General features: G+C 65.3%; 16 protein-coding genes, 1 tRNA gene and 2 pseudogenes. 8 read left to right on the top strand and 11 right to left on the bottom strand.

What is annotated here, in order from left to right:
• Nucleotides 1–56: 56 nt before the first annotated feature.
• Nucleotides 57–860, bottom strand: coding sequence for an MOSC domain-containing protein (locus tag L6D75_RS24300; RefSeq protein ID WP_176511673.1), 804 nt, complete (start codon nucleotides 858–860; stop codon nucleotides 57–59).
• A gap of 57 nt (nucleotides 861–917) precedes the next feature.
• Nucleotides 918–1,853, bottom strand: a complete 936-nt coding sequence (locus L6D75_RS24295) for a chemotaxis protein CheV (protein WP_176511672.1) — start codon at nucleotides 1,851–1,853, stop codon at nucleotides 918–920.
• 353 nt (nucleotides 1,854–2,206) lie between these two features.
• Between L6D75_RS24295 and L6D75_RS24290 the strand changes: the two genes are divergently transcribed.
• The 3 genes from L6D75_RS24290 (at nucleotide 2,207) to L6D75_RS24280 (ending at nucleotide 4,584) form a co-directional block, all read left to right on the top strand.
• Nucleotides 2,207–2,719 carry a histidine kinase gene (locus tag L6D75_RS24290; protein WP_371871922.1) on the top strand — a complete coding sequence of 171 codons (513 nt, stop codon included), beginning with the start codon at nucleotides 2,207–2,209 and terminating at the stop codon, nucleotides 2,717–2,719.
• Nucleotides 2,720–3,040: 321 nt separating this feature from the next.
• On the top strand, nucleotides 3,041–3,928 hold the full coding sequence (locus L6D75_RS24285; RefSeq protein ID WP_176511670.1) for a sensor histidine kinase: 888 nt from the start codon (nucleotides 3,041–3,043) through the stop codon (nucleotides 3,926–3,928).
• Nucleotides 3,925–4,584 (top strand): response regulator, encoded by a 660-nt coding sequence (locus tag L6D75_RS24280; protein WP_176511669.1) that lies wholly within the window; start codon nucleotides 3,925–3,927, stop codon nucleotides 4,582–4,584. Before L6D75_RS24285 ends, L6D75_RS24280 begins: the two co-directional genes overlap by 4 nt.
• Here L6D75_RS24280 and yegS read toward each other — a convergent pair.
• On the bottom strand, nucleotides 4,568–5,455 hold the full coding sequence (yegS, locus tag L6D75_RS24275) for a lipid kinase YegS (RefSeq protein WP_176511668.1): 888 nt from the start codon (nucleotides 5,453–5,455) through the stop codon (nucleotides 4,568–4,570). The two genes, L6D75_RS24280 and yegS, sit on opposite strands and share 17 nt — an antisense overlap.
• 307 nt (nucleotides 5,456–5,762) lie before the next feature.
• Between yegS and L6D75_RS24270 the strand changes: the two genes are divergently transcribed.
• The gene (locus L6D75_RS24270) at nucleotides 5,763–7,217 is read left to right on the top strand and encodes a mannose-1-phosphate guanylyltransferase/mannose-6-phosphate isomerase (protein WP_176511667.1); all 1,455 of its coding nucleotides are present in this window, start codon (nucleotides 5,763–5,765) and stop codon (nucleotides 7,215–7,217) included.
• A gap of 54 nt (nucleotides 7,218–7,271) precedes the next feature.
• Nucleotides 7,272–8,519: a glycosyltransferase family 4 protein gene (locus L6D75_RS24265; RefSeq protein ID WP_176511666.1), complete on the top strand. Its 1,248-nt coding sequence runs from the start codon at nucleotides 7,272–7,274 to the stop codon at nucleotides 8,517–8,519.
• On the opposite strand, the gene L6D75_RS24260 is transcribed toward L6D75_RS24265, so the two are convergent.
• A complete protein-coding gene (locus L6D75_RS24260; protein WP_176511665.1) occupies nucleotides 8,508–9,734 on the bottom strand; it encodes a molybdopterin molybdotransferase MoeA in 1,227 nt (408 codons plus the stop codon). The genes L6D75_RS24265 and L6D75_RS24260 overlap by 12 nt on opposite strands.
• Nucleotides 9,718–10,257, bottom strand: a complete 540-nt coding sequence (gene moaB / locus L6D75_RS24255) for a molybdenum cofactor biosynthesis protein B (RefSeq protein WP_176511664.1) — start codon at nucleotides 10,255–10,257, stop codon at nucleotides 9,718–9,720. Before moaB ends, L6D75_RS24260 begins: the two co-directional genes overlap by 17 nt.
• Nucleotides 10,258–10,432: 175 nt before the next feature.
• Between moaB and L6D75_RS24250 the strand changes: the two genes are divergently transcribed.
• Complete coding sequence (locus tag L6D75_RS24250; RefSeq protein ID WP_176511663.1) at nucleotides 10,433–10,654, top strand: YgdI/YgdR family lipoprotein; 222 nt, start codon at nucleotides 10,433–10,435, stop codon at nucleotides 10,652–10,654.
• A gap of 81 nt (nucleotides 10,655–10,735) precedes the next feature.
• Nucleotides 10,736–10,812 (top strand) — tRNA-Pro (locus L6D75_RS24245).
• A gap of 86 nt (nucleotides 10,813–10,898) precedes the next feature.
• Here the strand turns inward: L6D75_RS24245 and L6D75_RS27530 are convergent.
• The 3 genes and pseudogenes from L6D75_RS27530 to L6D75_RS24235 form a co-directional block, all read right to left on the bottom strand.
• The gene (locus L6D75_RS27530) at nucleotides 10,899–11,612 is read right to left on the bottom strand and encodes a methyl-accepting chemotaxis protein (RefSeq protein ID WP_371871923.1); all 714 of its coding nucleotides are present in this window, start codon (nucleotides 11,610–11,612) and stop codon (nucleotides 10,899–10,901) included.
• A gap of 171 nt (nucleotides 11,613–11,783) precedes the next feature.
• Nucleotides 11,784–11,942 (bottom strand): annotated as a pseudogene (locus L6D75_RS27525) (HAMP domain-containing protein); the annotation flags it as partial.
• Nucleotides 11,943–12,704: 762 nt separating this feature from the next.
• Nucleotides 12,705–14,465: an ABC transporter transmembrane domain-containing protein gene (locus tag L6D75_RS24235; protein WP_176511661.1), complete on the bottom strand. Its 1,761-nt coding sequence runs from the start codon at nucleotides 14,463–14,465 to the stop codon at nucleotides 12,705–12,707.
• Between the two features lie 203 nt (nucleotides 14,466–14,668).
• Here L6D75_RS24235 and L6D75_RS24230 point away from each other — a divergent pair, with 203 nt between their 5' ends.
• Complete coding sequence (locus L6D75_RS24230) at nucleotides 14,669–14,842, top strand: PA1571 family protein (protein ID WP_176511660.1); 174 nt, start codon at nucleotides 14,669–14,671, stop codon at nucleotides 14,840–14,842.
• 158 nt (nucleotides 14,843–15,000) lie between these two features.
• Here L6D75_RS24230 and pdxB read toward each other — a convergent pair whose 3' ends face one another.
• From pdxB to L6D75_RS24215, 3 genes and pseudogenes are all read right to left on the bottom strand, one after another.
• Nucleotides 15,001–16,143, bottom strand: coding sequence for a 4-phosphoerythronate dehydrogenase PdxB (gene pdxB / locus L6D75_RS24225; RefSeq protein ID WP_176511659.1), 1,143 nt, complete (start codon nucleotides 16,141–16,143; stop codon nucleotides 15,001–15,003).
• A gap of 60 nt (nucleotides 16,144–16,203) precedes the next feature.
• Entirely contained in the window at nucleotides 16,204–16,446 is a 243-nt protein-coding gene (tusA, locus tag L6D75_RS24220; RefSeq protein ID WP_176511658.1) for a sulfurtransferase TusA, read from the bottom strand.
• Between the two features lie 103 nt (nucleotides 16,447–16,549).
• A pseudogene (locus tag L6D75_RS24215) lies at nucleotides 16,550–16,662 on the bottom strand (IS110 family transposase); the annotation flags it as partial.

Genomic DNA, 16,662 nt, shown 5'->3' with positions numbered 1-16,662 from the left:
CCTGTGCCGGCGCTGTGGCGGATTCATCCGCGACAGGGCTGGCACAGCCTTGATTGTCACTCCAGGATTTCCACTTCCATCCCCACTTCCAGCCAACCGCTGCCATCCACGGCCAGGTTCTGCCCGAACAGGATATCCCCCTCCTTCTCCCGGAAGGTCTTCAAGGTGGTCAGCGGTTCACGGTCTGGGCTGCGCTCCCCAGTCGTCGGATCGAGCGTGGTAAAGATGCACCGCACGCTGGGCTTGAGCACGCGAAACTCCAGCGCGCCTATGCGAATCCGTTTCCAGCCGTCCTCGGCGAAGGGCTCAGTACCCTGCACCACCAGGTTGGGCCGAAAACGCAACATCTCCATCGGCCGCCCTACCCGCCGGCTCAACTCATCCAGCGAGCCCTGGCCTATCAGCAGCAATGGGAAACCATCGGGAAACGCCGCGCGGTCACTGTTCAGGCCGTAGCCGCTGGGCAGGTAGCGCGCCCGCTGCTCGGGGCAATGGACCAGGCGCACCGGCTTGCCCAGCAGCTGCGACAACCAGGCCGCCGCCTCATCGCCCGCGTCGGGCACGCGCAAGGTGTCACGCCAGATGGTCACCCCACGCAGGCTGTCGTCGCCAGCCGGCACCGCCACCCGCAGCGCTGCCAACCCCGGCGCCTGAAGCAGCAGCTCGCCGGCTTCGCCTTCGCTTGCCTTGAGCTGCCCTAGCTGGGGCCATGCACGCTGGGTAAGGAAGCGTCCGTTCTCTTCCTCGACCACCATCCAGCGGCGGTCCCCCTGCAACCCCAGCAGGCCCACCGGCGAGCCCTGCAAGCGTTGCGCCTGCCCCGACTTCACCGGGTATCGATACAACTCACTCAGAAACATCCCTGCCTGCCTCGTGCCATGCCAAAACGCCAAGCTTATACCTGGCAGGCCCAGGGATCACGCAGTGGCAGCATCCAGCAGCAGGCGTTGCTTGACCACATCGACCAGGCGGTCGGGCTGGAACTTGGAAAGGAAGTTGTCGCAACCCACCTTTTTCACCATCGACTCGTTGAAGCTGCCCGACAGCGAGGTATGCAGCACCACGTACAACTGGCGCAGGCGCGCATCGCTGCGAATCTCGGTAGTGAGGCGGTAGCCGTCCATCTCCGGCATCTCGGCGTCGGTGAACACCATCAGCAGTTTTTCGCACACATCCCCACCGGCGTCGGCCCAACCCTTGAGCATGCGCAGGGCCTTCAGGCCATCGCTGGCCACATGCAGTTTCACCCCCAGTTGCGAGAGGGTGTCACGCAGTTGCGCCAGCGCCACGCTGGAGTCATCCACCAATAGCACTTCACGGCCACGTGCACGCGCCAGCACCGGGTCGGCGAGCTTGTCGCCGGACACCCTGGCGTTGTAGGGCACGATTTCGGCCAGCACCTTCTCCACGTCGATCACCTCCACCAGCTGCTCGTCCACCTTGGTGATGGCCGTCAGGTAGTGTTGGCGGCCGGCGCTGGTGGGCGGCGGCATGATGGCTTCCCAGTTCATGTTGACGATGCGGTCCACCCCACCCACCAGAAACGCCTGCACCGAGCGGTTGTACTCGGTGACGATGATGGTGCTGTCCGGCCCCGGCTGCAGCGGGCGCATGCCGATCGCCTGGGACAGGTCGATCACCGGCAGGGTCTGCCCGCGCAGGTTGACCACGCCGCAGACGAACGCATGGCGCTGGGGCATCAAGGTCAGCTTGGGCAGTTGCAGCACCTCCTGCACCTTGAACACGTTGATCGCGAACAGCTGGCGACCGGCCAGGCGAAACATCAGAATTTCCAGTCGGTTCTCACCCACCAGTTGCGTGCGTTGGTCTACCGTGTCGAGAATGCCAGCCATTGGAAAACCCCCGGGCTTGAGTGGGAAAAAGGTGAATTCATTCACCCTGTATCGGCCGCTTGGGACGCAGCTTGACCCCCGCGAGAAAATGCCGCACAGGCAATTGATATCACATTACCATCATGCTTTACTGCGGGCATCGCCACCTTGGATCCATTCACGCGCTCAAGCGTCGCACCCTAGGCAACCATCAGGGAAACCCCTAGTGGCAATCGGGTGCAACCTGATGTTCGCGATATCCTTTAGCCATTAATGTGACGCCATTCTCACTGCATGAATGGAGTCAGGCTCTTGCTAGCGATCGACATGGCGTGGCCATCCCTTGCTCCTGCCCTACGCGCCGGAGTGTCATGATGGACAACATCGTCTTCCCCAACAGCGCCTTGCAGGAGTTCCTGCTCGATGCGCAGGTCTTGCTGACCCAGACCCAGGAATGCCTGCAGCACCTGGAGCTGATCGCCAATGACCCGGACGCCTGTCACTGCCTGAACAACGCCCTCGACACCCTGGCCCGCCGCGCCAGTGGCCTGAACCTGCACGAAGTCGCCCATTACGCCGCAGCCCTGCAGGCGCTGCTCGCGCCGGCCTGCCAGCAGTTGCACGTGCACAGCGAGGTGCTGCCTGCGCTGGATGCCTGCCTGACCCTGCTGGCCTGGCAGCTGGAACTGGTGGACCTGCGCACCGGCCGCCTTGCCCTCGATACCAGCGAGCAAGCGGCGCTGCTGCACGACCTGGCCAACGCGCTCGGCCAACCCGTGCCGCAAACGTGTGCCCCTTGCCATGAAACTGGCAGTAGCTGCCTCCACCCCCATGCACCTGTGGCTAAACACTCGCATGCACTAACAAGTGCATCCAGGCGCAACTAAAGGCACTGTACGCGGTTATTTCAACGCACACTTGTCAGGTGATAAGCAGCTATTTCGAGCCATACGCCAACAGTGGCACATCGCCACTTATCGGCACCGTCGAGCCCCCGTGTTCCCCCCGTAATTCCTGAGCTTTCAAAGCATTACCCGGTCGCGACCAAAGCAGTTCGAAGTGATACCATGCGCACTAACAAAACCCGGCCACCCGTATATGAATCGCTTTCCACGCGCACTTGCCCAGTGTTGAAAGCTCGACGCCAACGCCTCTGGTAAAACATGTGCAAGGCCTCCATCAGCAAGACTTCAGTGGCTTCCCAATCTATGTCCCCACGCTTGAAGATCCCTCTGCGTCGCTGTTCTCGCGCCACCTTGCTGCGCTGGGCGACGGCGATGCTGTGCGTGGTGTCGCTGATCGCCAACCTGTCGCTGGTGGCCCTGCAGGCCCTGCCCGCTGGCCTGCTGCTGTTGCAGCTCATCGCCACCCTTGGCGTCTGCTGGCACCTGAGCCACGGCGCACGGTCGATCAGCATGCGCCCGGCGGAACTGGCCGACCGCATGCTCAAGGTGCAGGAAAGCGAGCGCCAGCATCTGAGCCGCGAACTGCATGACGACATCGGCCAGCTGCTGACGGCCGCCAAACTGCAGCTCGACTGGCTGCAGCGGCGCGTGCCTGGCGAGCTGCAAGCCCACTGCGGCGCCTTGCGCAGCACCCTGGAAGACTCCCTGAGCAAGGTGCGCGACGTCTCTGCCATCCTCAACCCGCGGCAACTGGCCAGCCTTGGCCTCGAGGCCAGCCTGCGCGCGCACCTGGTGCGCACCCTGGCAAACAGCGACGTGCACTGGAGCCTGGAGTGCCAGCAGCGGCTGGGCGGGGTGTCGGAGGAAGTGGCCATGGCAGCCTTTCGCATTACCCAGGAAGCGGTGACCAACATGTTGCGCCATGCCCAGGCAAGCAACCTGACCATCCGCCTGCAGCGCAGCCCCAGCGGCTTGGCCTTGATGATCCAGGACGATGGCCTGGGCTTCATCCCCGCCAGCAACCCGGCCGAGGCGGGCCAGCGTGGCATGGCCGGCATGCAGGAGCGCGCCACCGCACTCAAGGGCAGCTTGCAAATCACCAGCCAGCTGGGCCTGGGCACGCGTATCGAAGCCTTGTTCCCGTGGCCACCGCGCACCCATGAACGTGCCAGGACTCCGCACTCGCCATGACCTGTAGATTGCTGCTGGTGGATGACCACTCGCTGATCCGCGCCGGGGTACGTGCCCTGGTGTCCGATATCCCCGGCTACACCGTGGTTGGCGAAGCCGACGATGGCGACCAGTTGCTCGAACAGGCCCTGCAGCTGGCGCCCGATATCGTCCTGCTGGACATTTCCATGCGCTCGACCAGCGGCCTGGATGCCCTCACTTCCCTGCGCGCCACCGGCAACACCTGCAAGGTGCTGATCCTGTCCATGCACACCGACCCGGACCTGATCATGCGCGCACTGGAAAGCGGCGCCCACGGCTACCTGCTCAAGGATGCCACCGCCACCGAGCTCGAGCAGGCGCTGACCGCGTTACGCAGCGGCGAGCGCTACTTGAGCCCGGCCATCGCCCACACCGTGATCAACCAGGCGCTGATGCGTGCCCAACGCGGCAAGCAGGCGCCCGCCGACCGCCACAACCTGACCGCACGGCAACTGGAAATCCTGCGCCTGATCGTGCGCGGCAAATCCACCCGGGAAATCGCCAGCGGCCTTGGCCTGTCGATCAAGACCGTGGAAACCCACCGCTCGCAAATCATGAAGCGCCTGCAGATCTACGACGTGGCCGGCCTGGTGCTGTTTGCCGTGCGCGAGAAGATCATCAGCCTGGACGACTGAGCAGCGGCGAGTTCGCCGGCAAGTGCAGGCGCAAGGCCGCGGGGCAGGCCTCGAAGCGCAGGCTGTTGGCCTGCAGCGGTTCGCCATCGAGGTTGATGTCCAGGCCTTTGGAGCACTTGATCTCGACCCAGGGCAAGCGAGCCCGCACGAACAGCCCCTGCCCTGCCAGCAACTCGCGCAACGCGCCGACCACTTCCTGCGGCGCCGGCAAGATGGCCACGTCGAGCAAACCGTCGTCCACCCACGCCTGCGGGCACAACACCTGCCCGCCGCCGGCCTGACGGCCATTGCCGATGCCCAGCGCCAGCAGCTCGCCCTGCCACTGGAAGCCCGGCCCGGTCAGCTCCACCGTTGCAGCCTGCAGCTCGCTGAAACGGGACAGGCCGGTGAACAGGTAGGCGGCGGCGCCCAGCACCTTCTTCAAATCCTCGGACGTGCTGGCGGTAACCTGGCTGCCAAAGCCGCCCGTGGCCATGTTCAGGAACCATTGATCGCCCACACGCCCCAGGTCGATTGGCCGCGCCGGCTGGTCGAGCAAGGCCAGGGCTTCGCCAGGCTGCAGTGAAACCCCGGCGGCCTTGGCAAAGTCGTTGGCGGTGCCCAACGGCAGCAGCGCCAGGCTGGCATCGGTGGCCGCCTGGCCCATGGCCTCGGCCACATCGCGCAGGGTGCCATCACCGCCGCCGGCGACCACATGGGTGTAGCCTGCCGCCAGCGCTTCGCCGACCAGGCGCTGGGCATCACCCGCTTCCCAGGTCACCCGCACATCCAGTTTCCAGCCCCGCTCGCGCATGGCCGACACGGCCTGGCGCACCTCTTCGTTCATCGCCTGCTTGCCATGCAGGATCAACATCGCCTTGCGCGTTTGCATAGCGCCTCTCCATGGGGGCTTGTCAGTCCAGATCTCGACCACAGGCGCAGGCAGAATGCTGCATGCCTGCGGCAAATTCATTACGGCTCGAAGGGTTATTTACCCAGAAACGTACAAAAAATAGCCAGATTCACACAAATATCATTGAAAGCTTTTCGCATTGGGCGCATGATCGACAAAATTTTGGCCTTCATGGATGATGCCGCTGTGAAAAGTCGGTTTTTTGACTTTGCCCGCCAGAACCCTGACAGGTCGCTAGTTCCCCTTCATCGCGCCGCCACCCGGCGCCCTGAGTCGAGGCTGTGAAATGAGCGTTCTGATCCCCTGCATCATCGCTGGCGGTGCTGGCACTCGCCTGTGGCCGGTATCCCGCGAGGCCATGCCCAAACCCTTCATGCGCTTGCCCGATGGCCAAAGCCTGTTGCAAAAGACCTTTGCCCGCGCCAGTGCGCTACCGGGTGTGGGCCGCGTGCTGACGGTCACCAATCGTGAAGTGTTCTTCCGCACCCAGGACGAGTACCGCCAGGTCAACCCCGGCAACCTGCCGCTGGATTACCTGCTCGAAACCAACGGGCGCAACACCGCCCCCGCCATTGCCGCAGCCGCGCTGCACTGCGCGCGGCACTACGGTGAAGACAGCGTGCTGCTGGTGATGCCCGCCGACCATGTGATCGAGGACTTCGAGGCGTTTGCCGTAGCGGTGGGCCAGGCCCAGGCACTGGCGAGCGAAGGCTGGTTGAGCACCTTCGGCCTGCTGCCCGACCGCGCAGAAACCGGCTTCGGCTACATAGAACAAGGCCCGGCGCTGGGCGAACACGCCCATCAGGTTGCCGCCTTCGTGGAAAAACCCGACGCCCTTACCGCCCGTGAGTACCTCGAAGGCGGTCGTCACCTGTGGAATGCCGGCATGTTCTGCCTGCACGTGGGCACCCTGCTGGCCGAGCTGCACAAGCACGCCCCGCAAGTGCTGGCCAGCGTCAGCGAATGCCTCGAACGCAGCGCGATCAAGCAGGGCGATGGCACCCTGCAGGTGGAGCTAGACCCCGAAAGCTTCGCCCAGGCCGAGGACATCTCCATCGACTACGCGCTGATGGAGCGTTCCGACCGGGTGGCCGTGGTCCCCTGCGAACTGGGCTGGAACGATATCGGCAGCTGGGAGGCGGTGCGCGGTCTGCGCCACAGCGACGACGACGGCAACCACTGCAACGGCGAGACCGTGCTGCACGACGTGCACAACTGCTACATCGATTCGCCCAAGCGGCTGGTCGGCGCGGTGGGGCTGGACAACCTGATCGTCATCGATACACCCGACGCCCTGCTGATCGCCGATGCCGCGCGCAGCCAGGAAGTCAAGGTCATTGCCCAGCAGCTCAAGCACCAGGGCCACGACGCCTACCGCCTGCACCGCACGGTCACGCGCCCGTGGGGCATGTACACCGTGCTCGAGGAAGGCCCGCGCTTCAAGATCAAGCGCATCATGGTGCGCCCTGGCGAGTCGCTGTCGCTGCAGATGCACCATCACCGCAGCGAACACTGGATCATCGTCAGCGGCATGGCCTGCGTGACCAACGGTGAAGAAGAGTTCCTGCTCGACACCAACGAGTCGACCTTCATCAAGCCTGGCCGTACCCACCGCCTGACCAACCCCGGCGTCATCGACCTGGTGATGATCGAGGTGCAAAGCGGCGAGTACCTGGGCGAAGACGACATCGTGCGCTTTACTGATATCTACGGACGCGTCCCGGCAGCAGCGATTGGCTGAGTGCACTCAGGGGGCGCGTTTTTTGTCCGCGGCCTTTCACGAGGATTCCGGTTCATGCGCATACTCTGGACGCTGCCCTACCTGCCCTGGCCCACCACCAGCGGCTGCAAGACCCGGCAATACCACCTGCTGCGCGCCCTCGCGCAGCATGGCCATCGGATCACCTTGCTGGTGCAGTCCAAAGTGCCCCTCAGCGATGCCACCCGCGAAGCCCTGGAACCGCTGCTCGAGCGCCTGATCGTGATCCCCAGGCGCGCCGTGCACAGCCCGCTCAACCTCTTGGCCTCGCCGATCATCGACTACCCCATGCGGGCGATCATCAACGGCCTGGCGCCGTGCCTGCGGCATCGCTTCGAGCAGTTGCTGGACGAGCCCTGGGACGTGATCCAGATCGAGCACAGCTACAGCTTCCAACCGTTCGAAAAAGCCCTGCAGGCCCGCGGCCTGCCCTACATGCTCACCGAGCACACGCTGGAATCGGTGATGGGCGCCGCCTGCCACGATCGCCTTCCACTGTGGCTGCGCCCCCTCAATGCCTTCGACCGCTGGCGCTATCGGCGCTGGGAACAGCGCGTGCTGCGCCAGCCCAGCGAGGTGGTGGCGGTGAGCGCGCACGACGCCGAGCTGATCGGGCAGATCAGCGGGCGGCCGGTGAACGTGGTGGTCAACGGCGTCGACTGCGACTACTACCAGGACGTGCGCCCGGCCCTGCACAGCCAGCGCCTGCTGTTCGTCGGCAACTTCGAGTACGGCGCCAACCAGGAAGCGGTCGAATGGGCGCTGGAGGAAATTCTCCCGCAAGTGTGGATGAGCAATCCGGCGGTGCGCCTGGCGATTGCCGGGCATGCCCTGCCGGCCAGCTGGAAACTGCACTGGAATGACCCGCGTATCGAATGGATCGGCTATCGCCCCGACCTGCGCGAGCTGCAACGGCGCTCGGCGCTGTTCTTCGCGCCGCTGCGCTACGCCGGGGGCTCCAAGGTGAAGACCCTCGAAGCCATGGCCGCCGGGCTGCCGGTGATCACCACTCGCAAGGGGGTATCAGGGCTTGCGGCGAACAACGGCGAGCACTACCTGGGCAGCGATGACGGTGACCAGCTGGCGCTGTCGATCACCCAGCTACTCAACCAGCCCTGGCGCATGTGCCAGATGAGCGAGGCCGGCCGCCAGTTTGCCCGGCAACGCCATGACTGGAGCGTTGCCGCGCAGCAACTGGAAAACGTGCACATGCGCCTGACCCAGTCGGCGCCGGCCGATCTCACCCAACGCGGCGCGAGCTGGGTCGGCCGCTCAACCGAGTAGTTCGCTCAACGGAATGAACGGCACGCTATCGCCCACCTTCGGCGTGCTGCCTTCACGCACCTCGACCAGGCCCTCGGCCCAGGCGGCGCTGCGCAGCACGCCGGAGCTCTGGTTCTTGTAGATACGCACCTGGCCATTGTCGATGCGGGCGCGCAAGTACTCGCGCCGGGTACCGGCCTTGGGCCAATCGAAACCTGCGGGAACGTCGAACTGCAGCGGCGTGACGGCGCTTACCCCCTGGCGCCGCAGCAGGTAAGGCCGGGTGAGCAAGCCAAAGGTGACCAGCGTCGAGGCCGGGTTGCCGGGCAGGCCAATCACCGGCACGCCCTGGTAGTGGCCGAAGGTCAACGGCTTGCCCGGTTTGATCGCCAGCTTCCACAGCGCCAGTTCACCCGCTTCGCGCAGCGCCGCGCCCAGGTAGTCGGCCTCGCCGACGGAAACGCCGCCGGTGGACAGGATCAGGTCGACATCGCCCAGGCTGGCCAGGCACTCACGGGTGCGCGCCAGGTCATCGGGCAGGATTCCCATGTCGCGCACCTCGCAGCCCAGGCGCTGCAACCAGCTCACCAGCAGGCGCCGGTTGCTGTTGTAGATCTGCCCCGGGCCCAGCGGCAAGCCTGGCTCGACCAGTTCGTCACCGGTAGACAGCACGGCCACGCGCACCCGGCGCACCACCTGCAGGTGGGCATGCCCCAGGGTCGCCGCCAGGCCCAGCTCGATCGGCCCCAGGCGCGTGCCGGCCACCATCACCTGCTCGCCCTTGCGGGTTTCCTGGCCTTGCGGGCGAACGTTCTGGTCGAGCTGCAAGGGCTCGAGGAAGCGCACCCGGCCGTCTTCGAGCACCTGGGTGTTTTCCTGCATCTCGACGCAATCGGCACCGGCGGGCAGCGGCGCGCCGGTGAAGATCCGCGCGCAGGTGCCAGGCTGCAGCGGCTCGGGGGCGTGACCGGCGAAAATCCGCTGGCTCACCGGCAACGGCTCGCCCACGTTGTCGGCCAGGCGCAGGGCATAGCCGTCCATGGCGCTGTTCGGCCACGGCGGTAGATCGAGCGAGGCCACCAGGTCGGTTGCCAGCACGCGGCCCTCGGCTTCAGCCAGGGAAACCTCTTCGAGCTCTTTGATCGGCGCTGCCTCGGCCAGTGCCAGCAGGCGTTCGAGGGCTTCTTCCACCGGCATCAGCGGCCGGGCTTGGGTTGCCTCAGCCACGGCTGTCACAGGCCGCTACCTGCTTCAGGTGGGGCACGAAGTTGCAGGGGCGATGACGGGCGTCGAGCTGTTCGGCGAGGATGCCGTCCCAGCCGGTGCGCACGGCATTGGTCGAGCCTGGCAGGCAGCACACCAGGGTGCCGTTGGCCAGGCCGGCCAAGGCCCGCGATTGCACGGTGGAGGTGCCGATGTCAGGCACGGAAATCTGCCGGAACAGCTCGCCGAAACCGTCCACCTGCTTGTCCAGCAGGCAGGCCACGGCTTCCGGGGTGCTGTCGCGGCCGGTGAAACCGGTGCCGCCGGTGATCAGCACCACTTGCACGCTGTCGTCGGCAATCCAGGTGGCGACCTGGGCGCGGATCTTGTACAGGTCGTCCTTGAGCAGCACGCGGGCGGCCAGCTGATGGCCCGCGCCGGTCAGGCGGTCGACGAACATCTGGCCGGAGGTGTCGGTTTCGAAGGTACGGGTGTCGCTGACCGTCAGCACGGCGATGTTCAGCGCCACGAAGGGGGTATCTGCCTTGGCTTTCATGAGTGTCCGTCGCAGGAGAGGGAATCGCGCATTTATATCACAGCAGGCCCCACGCCAGCCTTTGCAGATCCAGGTCAACACCTCGTCAACAAGGCTATGCTGAAAATGCAAAGGAACTTGCGCAGACGCACCGCGTCATAAACGTCATCTAGCACCATTGCACTGGAGAAACACGATGATTCAACGGACTCTTCCCGCCTTCTTCCTCGCCCTCGGCCTTGGCGCCCTCGCCGGCTGCGCTTCGCCGAGCGTGATCACCCTGAACGATGGCCGCGAAATCCAGGCGGTGGACACCCCATCCTTCGACGAGGACTCCGGGTTCTACGAATTCAAGCAGCTCGACGGCAAGGTCATGCGCCTGAACAAGGACCAGATCCGCACCGTCAAAGAGCTCTGATTTGCCCCCTGTTTTGAGCATAAGCCCTTTTAACAACAAGGGCTTGCGCTCGAAAATGCGATGCAGTAGGATTTCGTTCATCGGAGTGTAGCGCAGCCAGGTAGCGCGTCTCGTTCGGGACGAGAAGGCCGCAGGTTCGAATCCTGTCTCTCCGACCAAATCCTGTTCAAAAAGCCCGCCTTGCGCGGGCTTTTTGTTGCCTCGAAAAAAACACCGGGCGCTTTTGCGAGCGCCCGGCGTCCTCTCACGCGGTAAGCCGCGAGGTCACTTCGCCCAGCTGCCCCGACAGCCCATGCAGACGCTGCCCGGCCTGCTCGGTGTGCTGCACGGCCTCCTGGTTGGCCGTGGCGATACGGGTGATTTCGATCAGGTTGCGCGAGATGTCTTCGGCGACGCTGGTCTGCTCCTCGGCCGCCGTGGCGATCTGCCGGTTCATGTCGCGGATCGCCTCCACCGCAGTGGTGATGCGCTGCAGCATCTGCCCGGCCTGCTGCACCTGCTCGGCGCCCTCCTCGCTGCGCTGCTGCCCGCTCTCGATGGCCTTGACCGCTTCCAGCGCGCCCGACTGCACCGCCTCGATGATCTGGTGAATTTCGGCAATCGAGGCTGCGGTGCGCTGGGCCAGGCTGCGCACCTCGTCGGCGACCACGGCAAAACCACGCCCGGCCTCGCCGGCACGGGCGGCTTCGATGGCCGCGTTGAGCGCCAGCAGGTTGGTCTGCTCGGCAATGCCGCGGATCACTTCCAGCACCTTGCCGATGCGCGAGCTGTCGTTTTCCAGGTCGCGGATCACCGCCGCGGTGCCGGCGATTTCACGGTTGACCACGCCGATGATATCGATGGTCTGCTGCATGACCTGTTCGCCGGCCTGGGCACTGTGGTCGGCGTCATCGGCAGCCCGTGCCGCTTCGGCCGCGTGGCGTGCCACTTCCTGGGCGGTGGCGGACATTTCGTGCATCGCCGTGGCCACCTGGTCGGTGCGCTGGAACTGGTCATGGGTGCCGCGGGCCATGTCGCCGGCGATGTTGCGCAACTGGCCACTGGCGCCTTCGAGCTCCTGGGCGTTGTCCTTGAGGCGGCCCACGGTGTCGGCGAGAAAATCGCGCAGGGTATTGGCAGCCCGCGCCAGGCGGCCCAGCTCGTCCTCGCGGCGGCTGTCGACGCGCGCGGCAAAGCGGCCCTGGCTCAATTGCGCAACGTACTCGATCAGTTGCCGGATCGGCTCGATCAGGCTGCGGTTGACGCGCCACAAGCTGAGCAGGCCCACCAGCAAGGCCGAACCGAGCATCACCAGCACGCCCACCCATACCGTGCGTTCGGCGCTGGCATTGATGCTGGTGGCGCGGGTGCGGGCCTCGGCGCGCAACTGCTCGACCAGCGCGCTCATCTGCTCGCTGGCCGCACGGTCGACGCCTTTGACAGCCTGGTCACCCGCCACCGGGTCGCCACCGGCAGCCAGAAACGCCTGGCGCCCCTGCGCATAGGCCAGGCCCAATTGCCGGTGGCTGTCACGCAGCTGCTGCAAGGGCGCCTTCAATGCCCCATCGCTGCTGTCGATCAATTGCCCGAGCAATTGCTGAACCTGCTGCTCGCGCGCCTGGAACTGCTGCCAGTACTTGTCCAGCTCGGCCGGCTGGCGCCCGCGCAGCAGCACGTTCTTCCATTCCTGCACCTGGATCTTGAACTGCAGGTTGGCTTCATCGATGGTTTGCGAAGCCCGCAGCGGCCCATCGACCAGTTCGGCATAGCCCCGCACGCTGGAGGACAGGAACTGGAAACACACCAGGGCGATCAGCAGGATCGCCGCCAGGCTGGCGCCGAGCAAGGTGAGAATTTGCACTCTGAGGGATTTACGCAACATCGCGGATCTCGGGAACAAGAAAGTAGGAAACGGCGCCATTGGCAGCGCCGCGACAGACATCCATGTCCTCGTTCGCAGGCCAAAAAAAAGCTGCCATCGGTCGATAGCAGCCAGGTCGAGCACTTACGCAACAGTTGAAGCTCATACTCTCAGGCAATTGCTACAGAAATGTTACAAATTGACGATGGCCTAACCGTTGCTGAACTGCAGTGCGGCCAGGCGCGCATACAACGCGTTTTCTTCGATCAATTGCCGATGGCTGCCCACTGCCACCACCTGCCCCTTGTCGATGACGGCGATACGGTCGGCATGCTGCACCGTGGCCAGGCGGTGGGCGATGACCAGCGTGGTGCGGCCCGCCATCAGACTGGGCAGGGCTTGCTGGATCAGGTACTCGCTCTGCGCATCGAGGGCGCTGGTGGCTTCATCGAGCAGCAGGATCGGGGCATCCACCAGCAACGCGCGGGCAATCGCCAAGCGCTGGCGCTGGCCACCCGACAGGCCGATGCCGCCCTCGCCGAGCAGGGTCTGGTAACCCTGGGGCAACTGGCGGATGAATTCGTCGGCATGGGCGCCGCGTGCGGCCGCCTGCACTTCGGCCAGGCTCGCCTCGGGCCGGCCATAGCGGATGTTGGCTTCGACGGTGCCACGAAACAGCGCCGGGTTCTGTGCCACCAAGGCGAACTGACGGCGCAGGTCGCTGGGCTCAAGCGCGGTGATCGGCACGCCATCGAGCACAATGCGCCCTTGCTGGGGGTCGTAGAAGCGCAGCAGCAAGTCGAACAAGGTCGACTTGCCTGCCCCCGAAGGCCCCACCAGCGCCAGCGTCTGGCCGGGCTCGATGGCCAGGCTGAGGTGGTCGATGGCCGCCACCGTGGGCCGCGAAGGGTAGGCAAACACCACCTGCTGCAACTCGATGCGCCCGCCGCCAGGCTGCTGCAGTGCCACCGGCGCCTCGGGTGGCAAGATCGCGCTGCGCGCCGCCAGCAATTCGGCGATGCGCTCGGCCGCACCGGCGGCGCGCTGCAGTTCGCCGATCACTTCGCTGAGGGTGCCGCAGGCACTGCCGACGATCAGGCTGTAGAACACGAACGCCGCCAGGTCGCCCGCCGAGATGCGCCCGGCGATCACATCCATGCCGCCGACCCACAACATCACCCCCACCGCGCCCAGCACCAGCACGATCACCAGGGTGATCAGCCAGGCACGCTGGGCGATGCGCCGGCGGGCCACGGCAAAGGCCGCCTCGACCGTGTCGGCGAACAGCGCCTGGTCGCGTGCCTGGTGGTTGTAGGCCTGCACGGTCTTGATCTGCCCCAGGGTTTCGGCCACGTAGCTGCCCACGTCCGCTACCCGGTCCTGGCTTTGCCGCGACAGCCTGCGCACGCTGCGGCCGAACAGCAGGATCGGCGCCAGCACCAGCGGCAGGGCCAGCACCACGATGCTGGTGAGCTTGACGTTGGTGATGAACAACAGCACCACGCCACCGATCACCATCAGCACATTGCGCAGGAACATCGACAGCGACGAGCCGATCACCGACTGCAGCAGGGTGGTGTCGGTGGTCAGCCGCGACTGGATTTCCGAACTGCGGTTGTCTTCGAAGAAGCCCGGGTGCAGCCCGACCAGGTGATCGAACACGGCCCGGCGGATGTCGGCCACGCAGCGCTCGCCGATCCAGGAAACCAGGTAGAAGCGGCTGAAGGTGCCGATCGCCAGCGCCAGCACAAGCAGCAGAAACAGGCCGATGGTCTGGTTGAGCTGGTGCGCCGAGCGGGTCATGAAGCCCTGGTCGACCAGCAGGCGGATGCCCTGGCCCATGGACAGGGTGATGCCTGCGGTCACGATCAGCGCCAGCAATGCCAGCAGGGCCTGACGGCGGTAAGGGCGAATGAATTGCCAGCCGAGGCGCAAGGCGCGGCGTTGGCGAGTGGAAACCGGTTCGGGCATGACGCAGACCAGGGCAGCGGGAAAAACGCAGACTACCACCCTCGCGCCGCTCGAGTGGCTATAGCCCAACGTTCTAAGGGGCCTCTGGAGGTTTTTGCCGCTTTCTGTTGGACTGTGGAAGTCCGTGGCACCTGTAATTTCTTGTCACAGGCCGGTCACGGCACAGGTTTACCTTGATATTGGACCTGATGAGGAGACAGTGAATGAGCTTGCAGCATGGCAGCGACTCCCCGAAAACCCAGAGCGCCCCGCAACCCAAGGCCTGTGGCTCGATCATCGACGCCGACGGCCATGAGGTTCCGATTACCGAGCAGATGATCCAGCAGGCTTGCAAGAAGCTTGAGGAAAGCCGGGTCGAAAAAGTGCGAAAGGGTTGAACTGCGAATGCCTTGCGACCCGGCGCTTGCGCCGGGTTTTTATTGCCTGGGAAAGGTGCTTGGGCCTCATCGCCGGCAAGCCGGCTCCCACAGAACCAGCGCCGAACCTGTGGGAGCCGGCTTGCCGGCGATGAGGCCGGAGCAGCATCACAACACCGTCAGACCACCACCCCACCCAACGCACTGACCATCTGCACCAGCTGCGGCGCCTCGCCCCGCACCCGCACTGCCAGCCCTTCGATCTCGCGCCGCGGCGGGTAATGCTTGCGCAGCTGATCGAACGCGGCGCGCTGCTCGCCCACATCGTCACTCAGGCTGCGGCGGAAATCGGCATCGTCACGACGCGGGTCATACACTGCCCGGCACAAGGTCGCCAGCGCCCACTCAAGGTCTGCCTCGCCATCCAGCTCGACCTGGGCCAAGGGCGGGCGCGGCAGCAAGTCGGCCAGTTGCACCTGCTCTGCCTGGCCAAGGAACCGGCACAGGGCCTGGTAGATCTGCGCCGTGCCGCGCTGGCGGCCATCCAGGCTGTAGCCTGCGATGTGCGGCGTGGCCAGGGTGCACAGGTCGGCCAGTTGCAGGTCGACCTGCGGCTCGCCTTCCCATACATCCAGCACGGCGTGCACGTCTTCGCGGTCAAGCAGCAGCTCGCGCAGGGCCGCGTTGTCGACCACCGGCCCACGGCTGGCGTTGACCAGCCAGGCGCCGGGGCGCAGGCGCGCCAGCTGCTCGGCCGCCAGCAGGTGCCAGGTGGGGTGCTCGCCGTCACGCTGCAGCGGCGTGTGCAGGCTGATCACGTCGCACCGGTCGAGGATGGCCTGCAGGCTGACGAAGTCGCCGCCCTCGCGCGCCTGGCGCAGCGGGTCGCAGACCAGCACCTGCCAGCCCAGACCGCGCAGCACGCGGACCAAGCGGCCGCCCACTTCACCGGCACCGACCACGCCATACACGCGCTGCGCCAACCCAACGCCGTCGAGCTCGGCCAGGGTCAGCAAGCTGCCCAGCACGTAGTCGACCACGCCGCGGGCGTTGCAGCCCGGGGCGCTGCTCCAGTGGATGCCGGCCTCGGCGAAGTAGCCAAGGTCGAGGTGGTCGGTACCGATGGTGCAGGTGCCGACGAAGCGCACGTTGCTGCCTTCGAGCAGTTGCCGGTCGACCTTGGTCACCGAGCGCACCAGCAGCACATCGGCGTCTTTGACGCTGGCCGCGTCGAGGCTCCTGCCGGGGTAACGTCGGATCTCGCCGAAGCCTTCGAAGAAGGCATCGAGCAGCGGGATATTCTCGTCGGCAACTATCAACATGGCGCTCTCCTGTCAGGGGAACGCAGTGTAGGCGCTACGGCGGGCGGGTTCCAGCGCGGCTCAGTCGGCCTTCTTGCGGATCCAGTAGAGGAAGGTGCCCGCCTCTTCCTGTTGCTGCAGCAGCTCGTGGCCGAGGAAGTTGCAGAACTTGGGGATGTCGCGACGGGTCGAGGGGTCGGTGGCGATGACCTTGAGCAGGCCGCCGGCGGCCAGCTTGCGCACGTGCTGGTGCAGCATCATGACCGGCTCCGGGCAGTTCAGGCCGGTGGCGTCGAGGATCGCGTCAGGGGTGAAGTCAGTCATGGAGGGCTCCGCAAATGATCGCTATTGTGGCGCATAGTGGCGTGTGGACCAAGGGGGGCCATGGGCCCCGATCGCCGCGTCGCCGCCGCACCTGTGGGAGATTCTATGGTTGGGGGCAAAGTTTTTTGCCCCCGTTACTGATGTATTCGCTTTGGTTTTTCATCAGGGCGAACGCAATTCTGGCTAATTTCCGGGACAGGATGACGAGGGCCTGCG

Origin of the sequence: Pseudomonas faucium (assembly GCF_021602585.1) — a bacterium.
Classification (GTDB): Bacteria; Pseudomonadota; Gammaproteobacteria; order Pseudomonadales; family Pseudomonadaceae; genus Aquipseudomonas; species Aquipseudomonas faucium.
Note: the sequence above shows the minus strand (reverse complement) of the source record. Positions and strands in the feature narration are given on the sequence as shown.

Bases quoted from the DNA above. Each gene is read 5' to 3' on its own strand.
- L6D75_RS24300 (WP_176511673.1), bottom strand. From the start codon at position 860: ATGTTTCTGAGTGAGTTGTATCGATACCCGGTGAAGTCGGGGCAGGCG.
- L6D75_RS24295 (WP_176511672.1), bottom strand. From the start codon at position 1,853: ATGGCTGGCATTCTCGACACGGTAGACCAACGCACGCAACTGGTGGGT.
- L6D75_RS24290 (WP_371871922.1), top strand. From the start codon at position 2,207: ATGGACAACATCGTCTTCCCCAACAGCGCCTTGCAGGAGTTCCTGCTC.
- L6D75_RS24285 (WP_176511670.1), top strand. From the start codon at position 3,041: ATGTCCCCACGCTTGAAGATCCCTCTGCGTCGCTGTTCTCGCGCCACC.
- L6D75_RS24280 (WP_176511669.1), top strand. From the start codon at position 3,925: ATGACCTGTAGATTGCTGCTGGTGGATGACCACTCGCTGATCCGCGCC.
- yegS (WP_176511668.1), bottom strand. From the start codon at position 5,455: ATGCAAACGCGCAAGGCGATGTTGATCCTGCATGGCAAGCAGGCGATG.
- L6D75_RS24270 (WP_176511667.1), top strand. From the start codon at position 5,763: ATGAGCGTTCTGATCCCCTGCATCATCGCTGGCGGTGCTGGCACTCGC.
- L6D75_RS24265 (WP_176511666.1), top strand. From the start codon at position 7,272: ATGCGCATACTCTGGACGCTGCCCTACCTGCCCTGGCCCACCACCAGC.
- moaB (WP_176511664.1), bottom strand. From the start codon at position 10,257: ATGAAAGCCAAGGCAGATACCCCCTTCGTGGCGCTGAACATCGCCGTG.
- L6D75_RS24250 (WP_176511663.1), top strand. From the start codon at position 10,433: ATGATTCAACGGACTCTTCCCGCCTTCTTCCTCGCCCTCGGCCTTGGC.
- L6D75_RS27530 (WP_371871923.1), bottom strand. From the start codon at position 11,612: ATGCACGAAATGTCCGCCACCGCCCAGGAAGTGGCACGCCACGCGGCC.
- L6D75_RS24235 (WP_176511661.1), bottom strand. From the start codon at position 14,465: ATGCCCGAACCGGTTTCCACTCGCCAACGCCGCGCCTTGCGCCTCGGC.
- L6D75_RS24230 (WP_176511660.1), top strand. From the start codon at position 14,669: ATGAGCTTGCAGCATGGCAGCGACTCCCCGAAAACCCAGAGCGCCCCG.
- pdxB (WP_176511659.1), bottom strand. From the start codon at position 16,143: ATGTTGATAGTTGCCGACGAGAATATCCCGCTGCTCGATGCCTTCTTC.
- tusA (WP_176511658.1), bottom strand. From the start codon at position 16,446: ATGACTGACTTCACCCCTGACGCGATCCTCGACGCCACCGGCCTGAAC.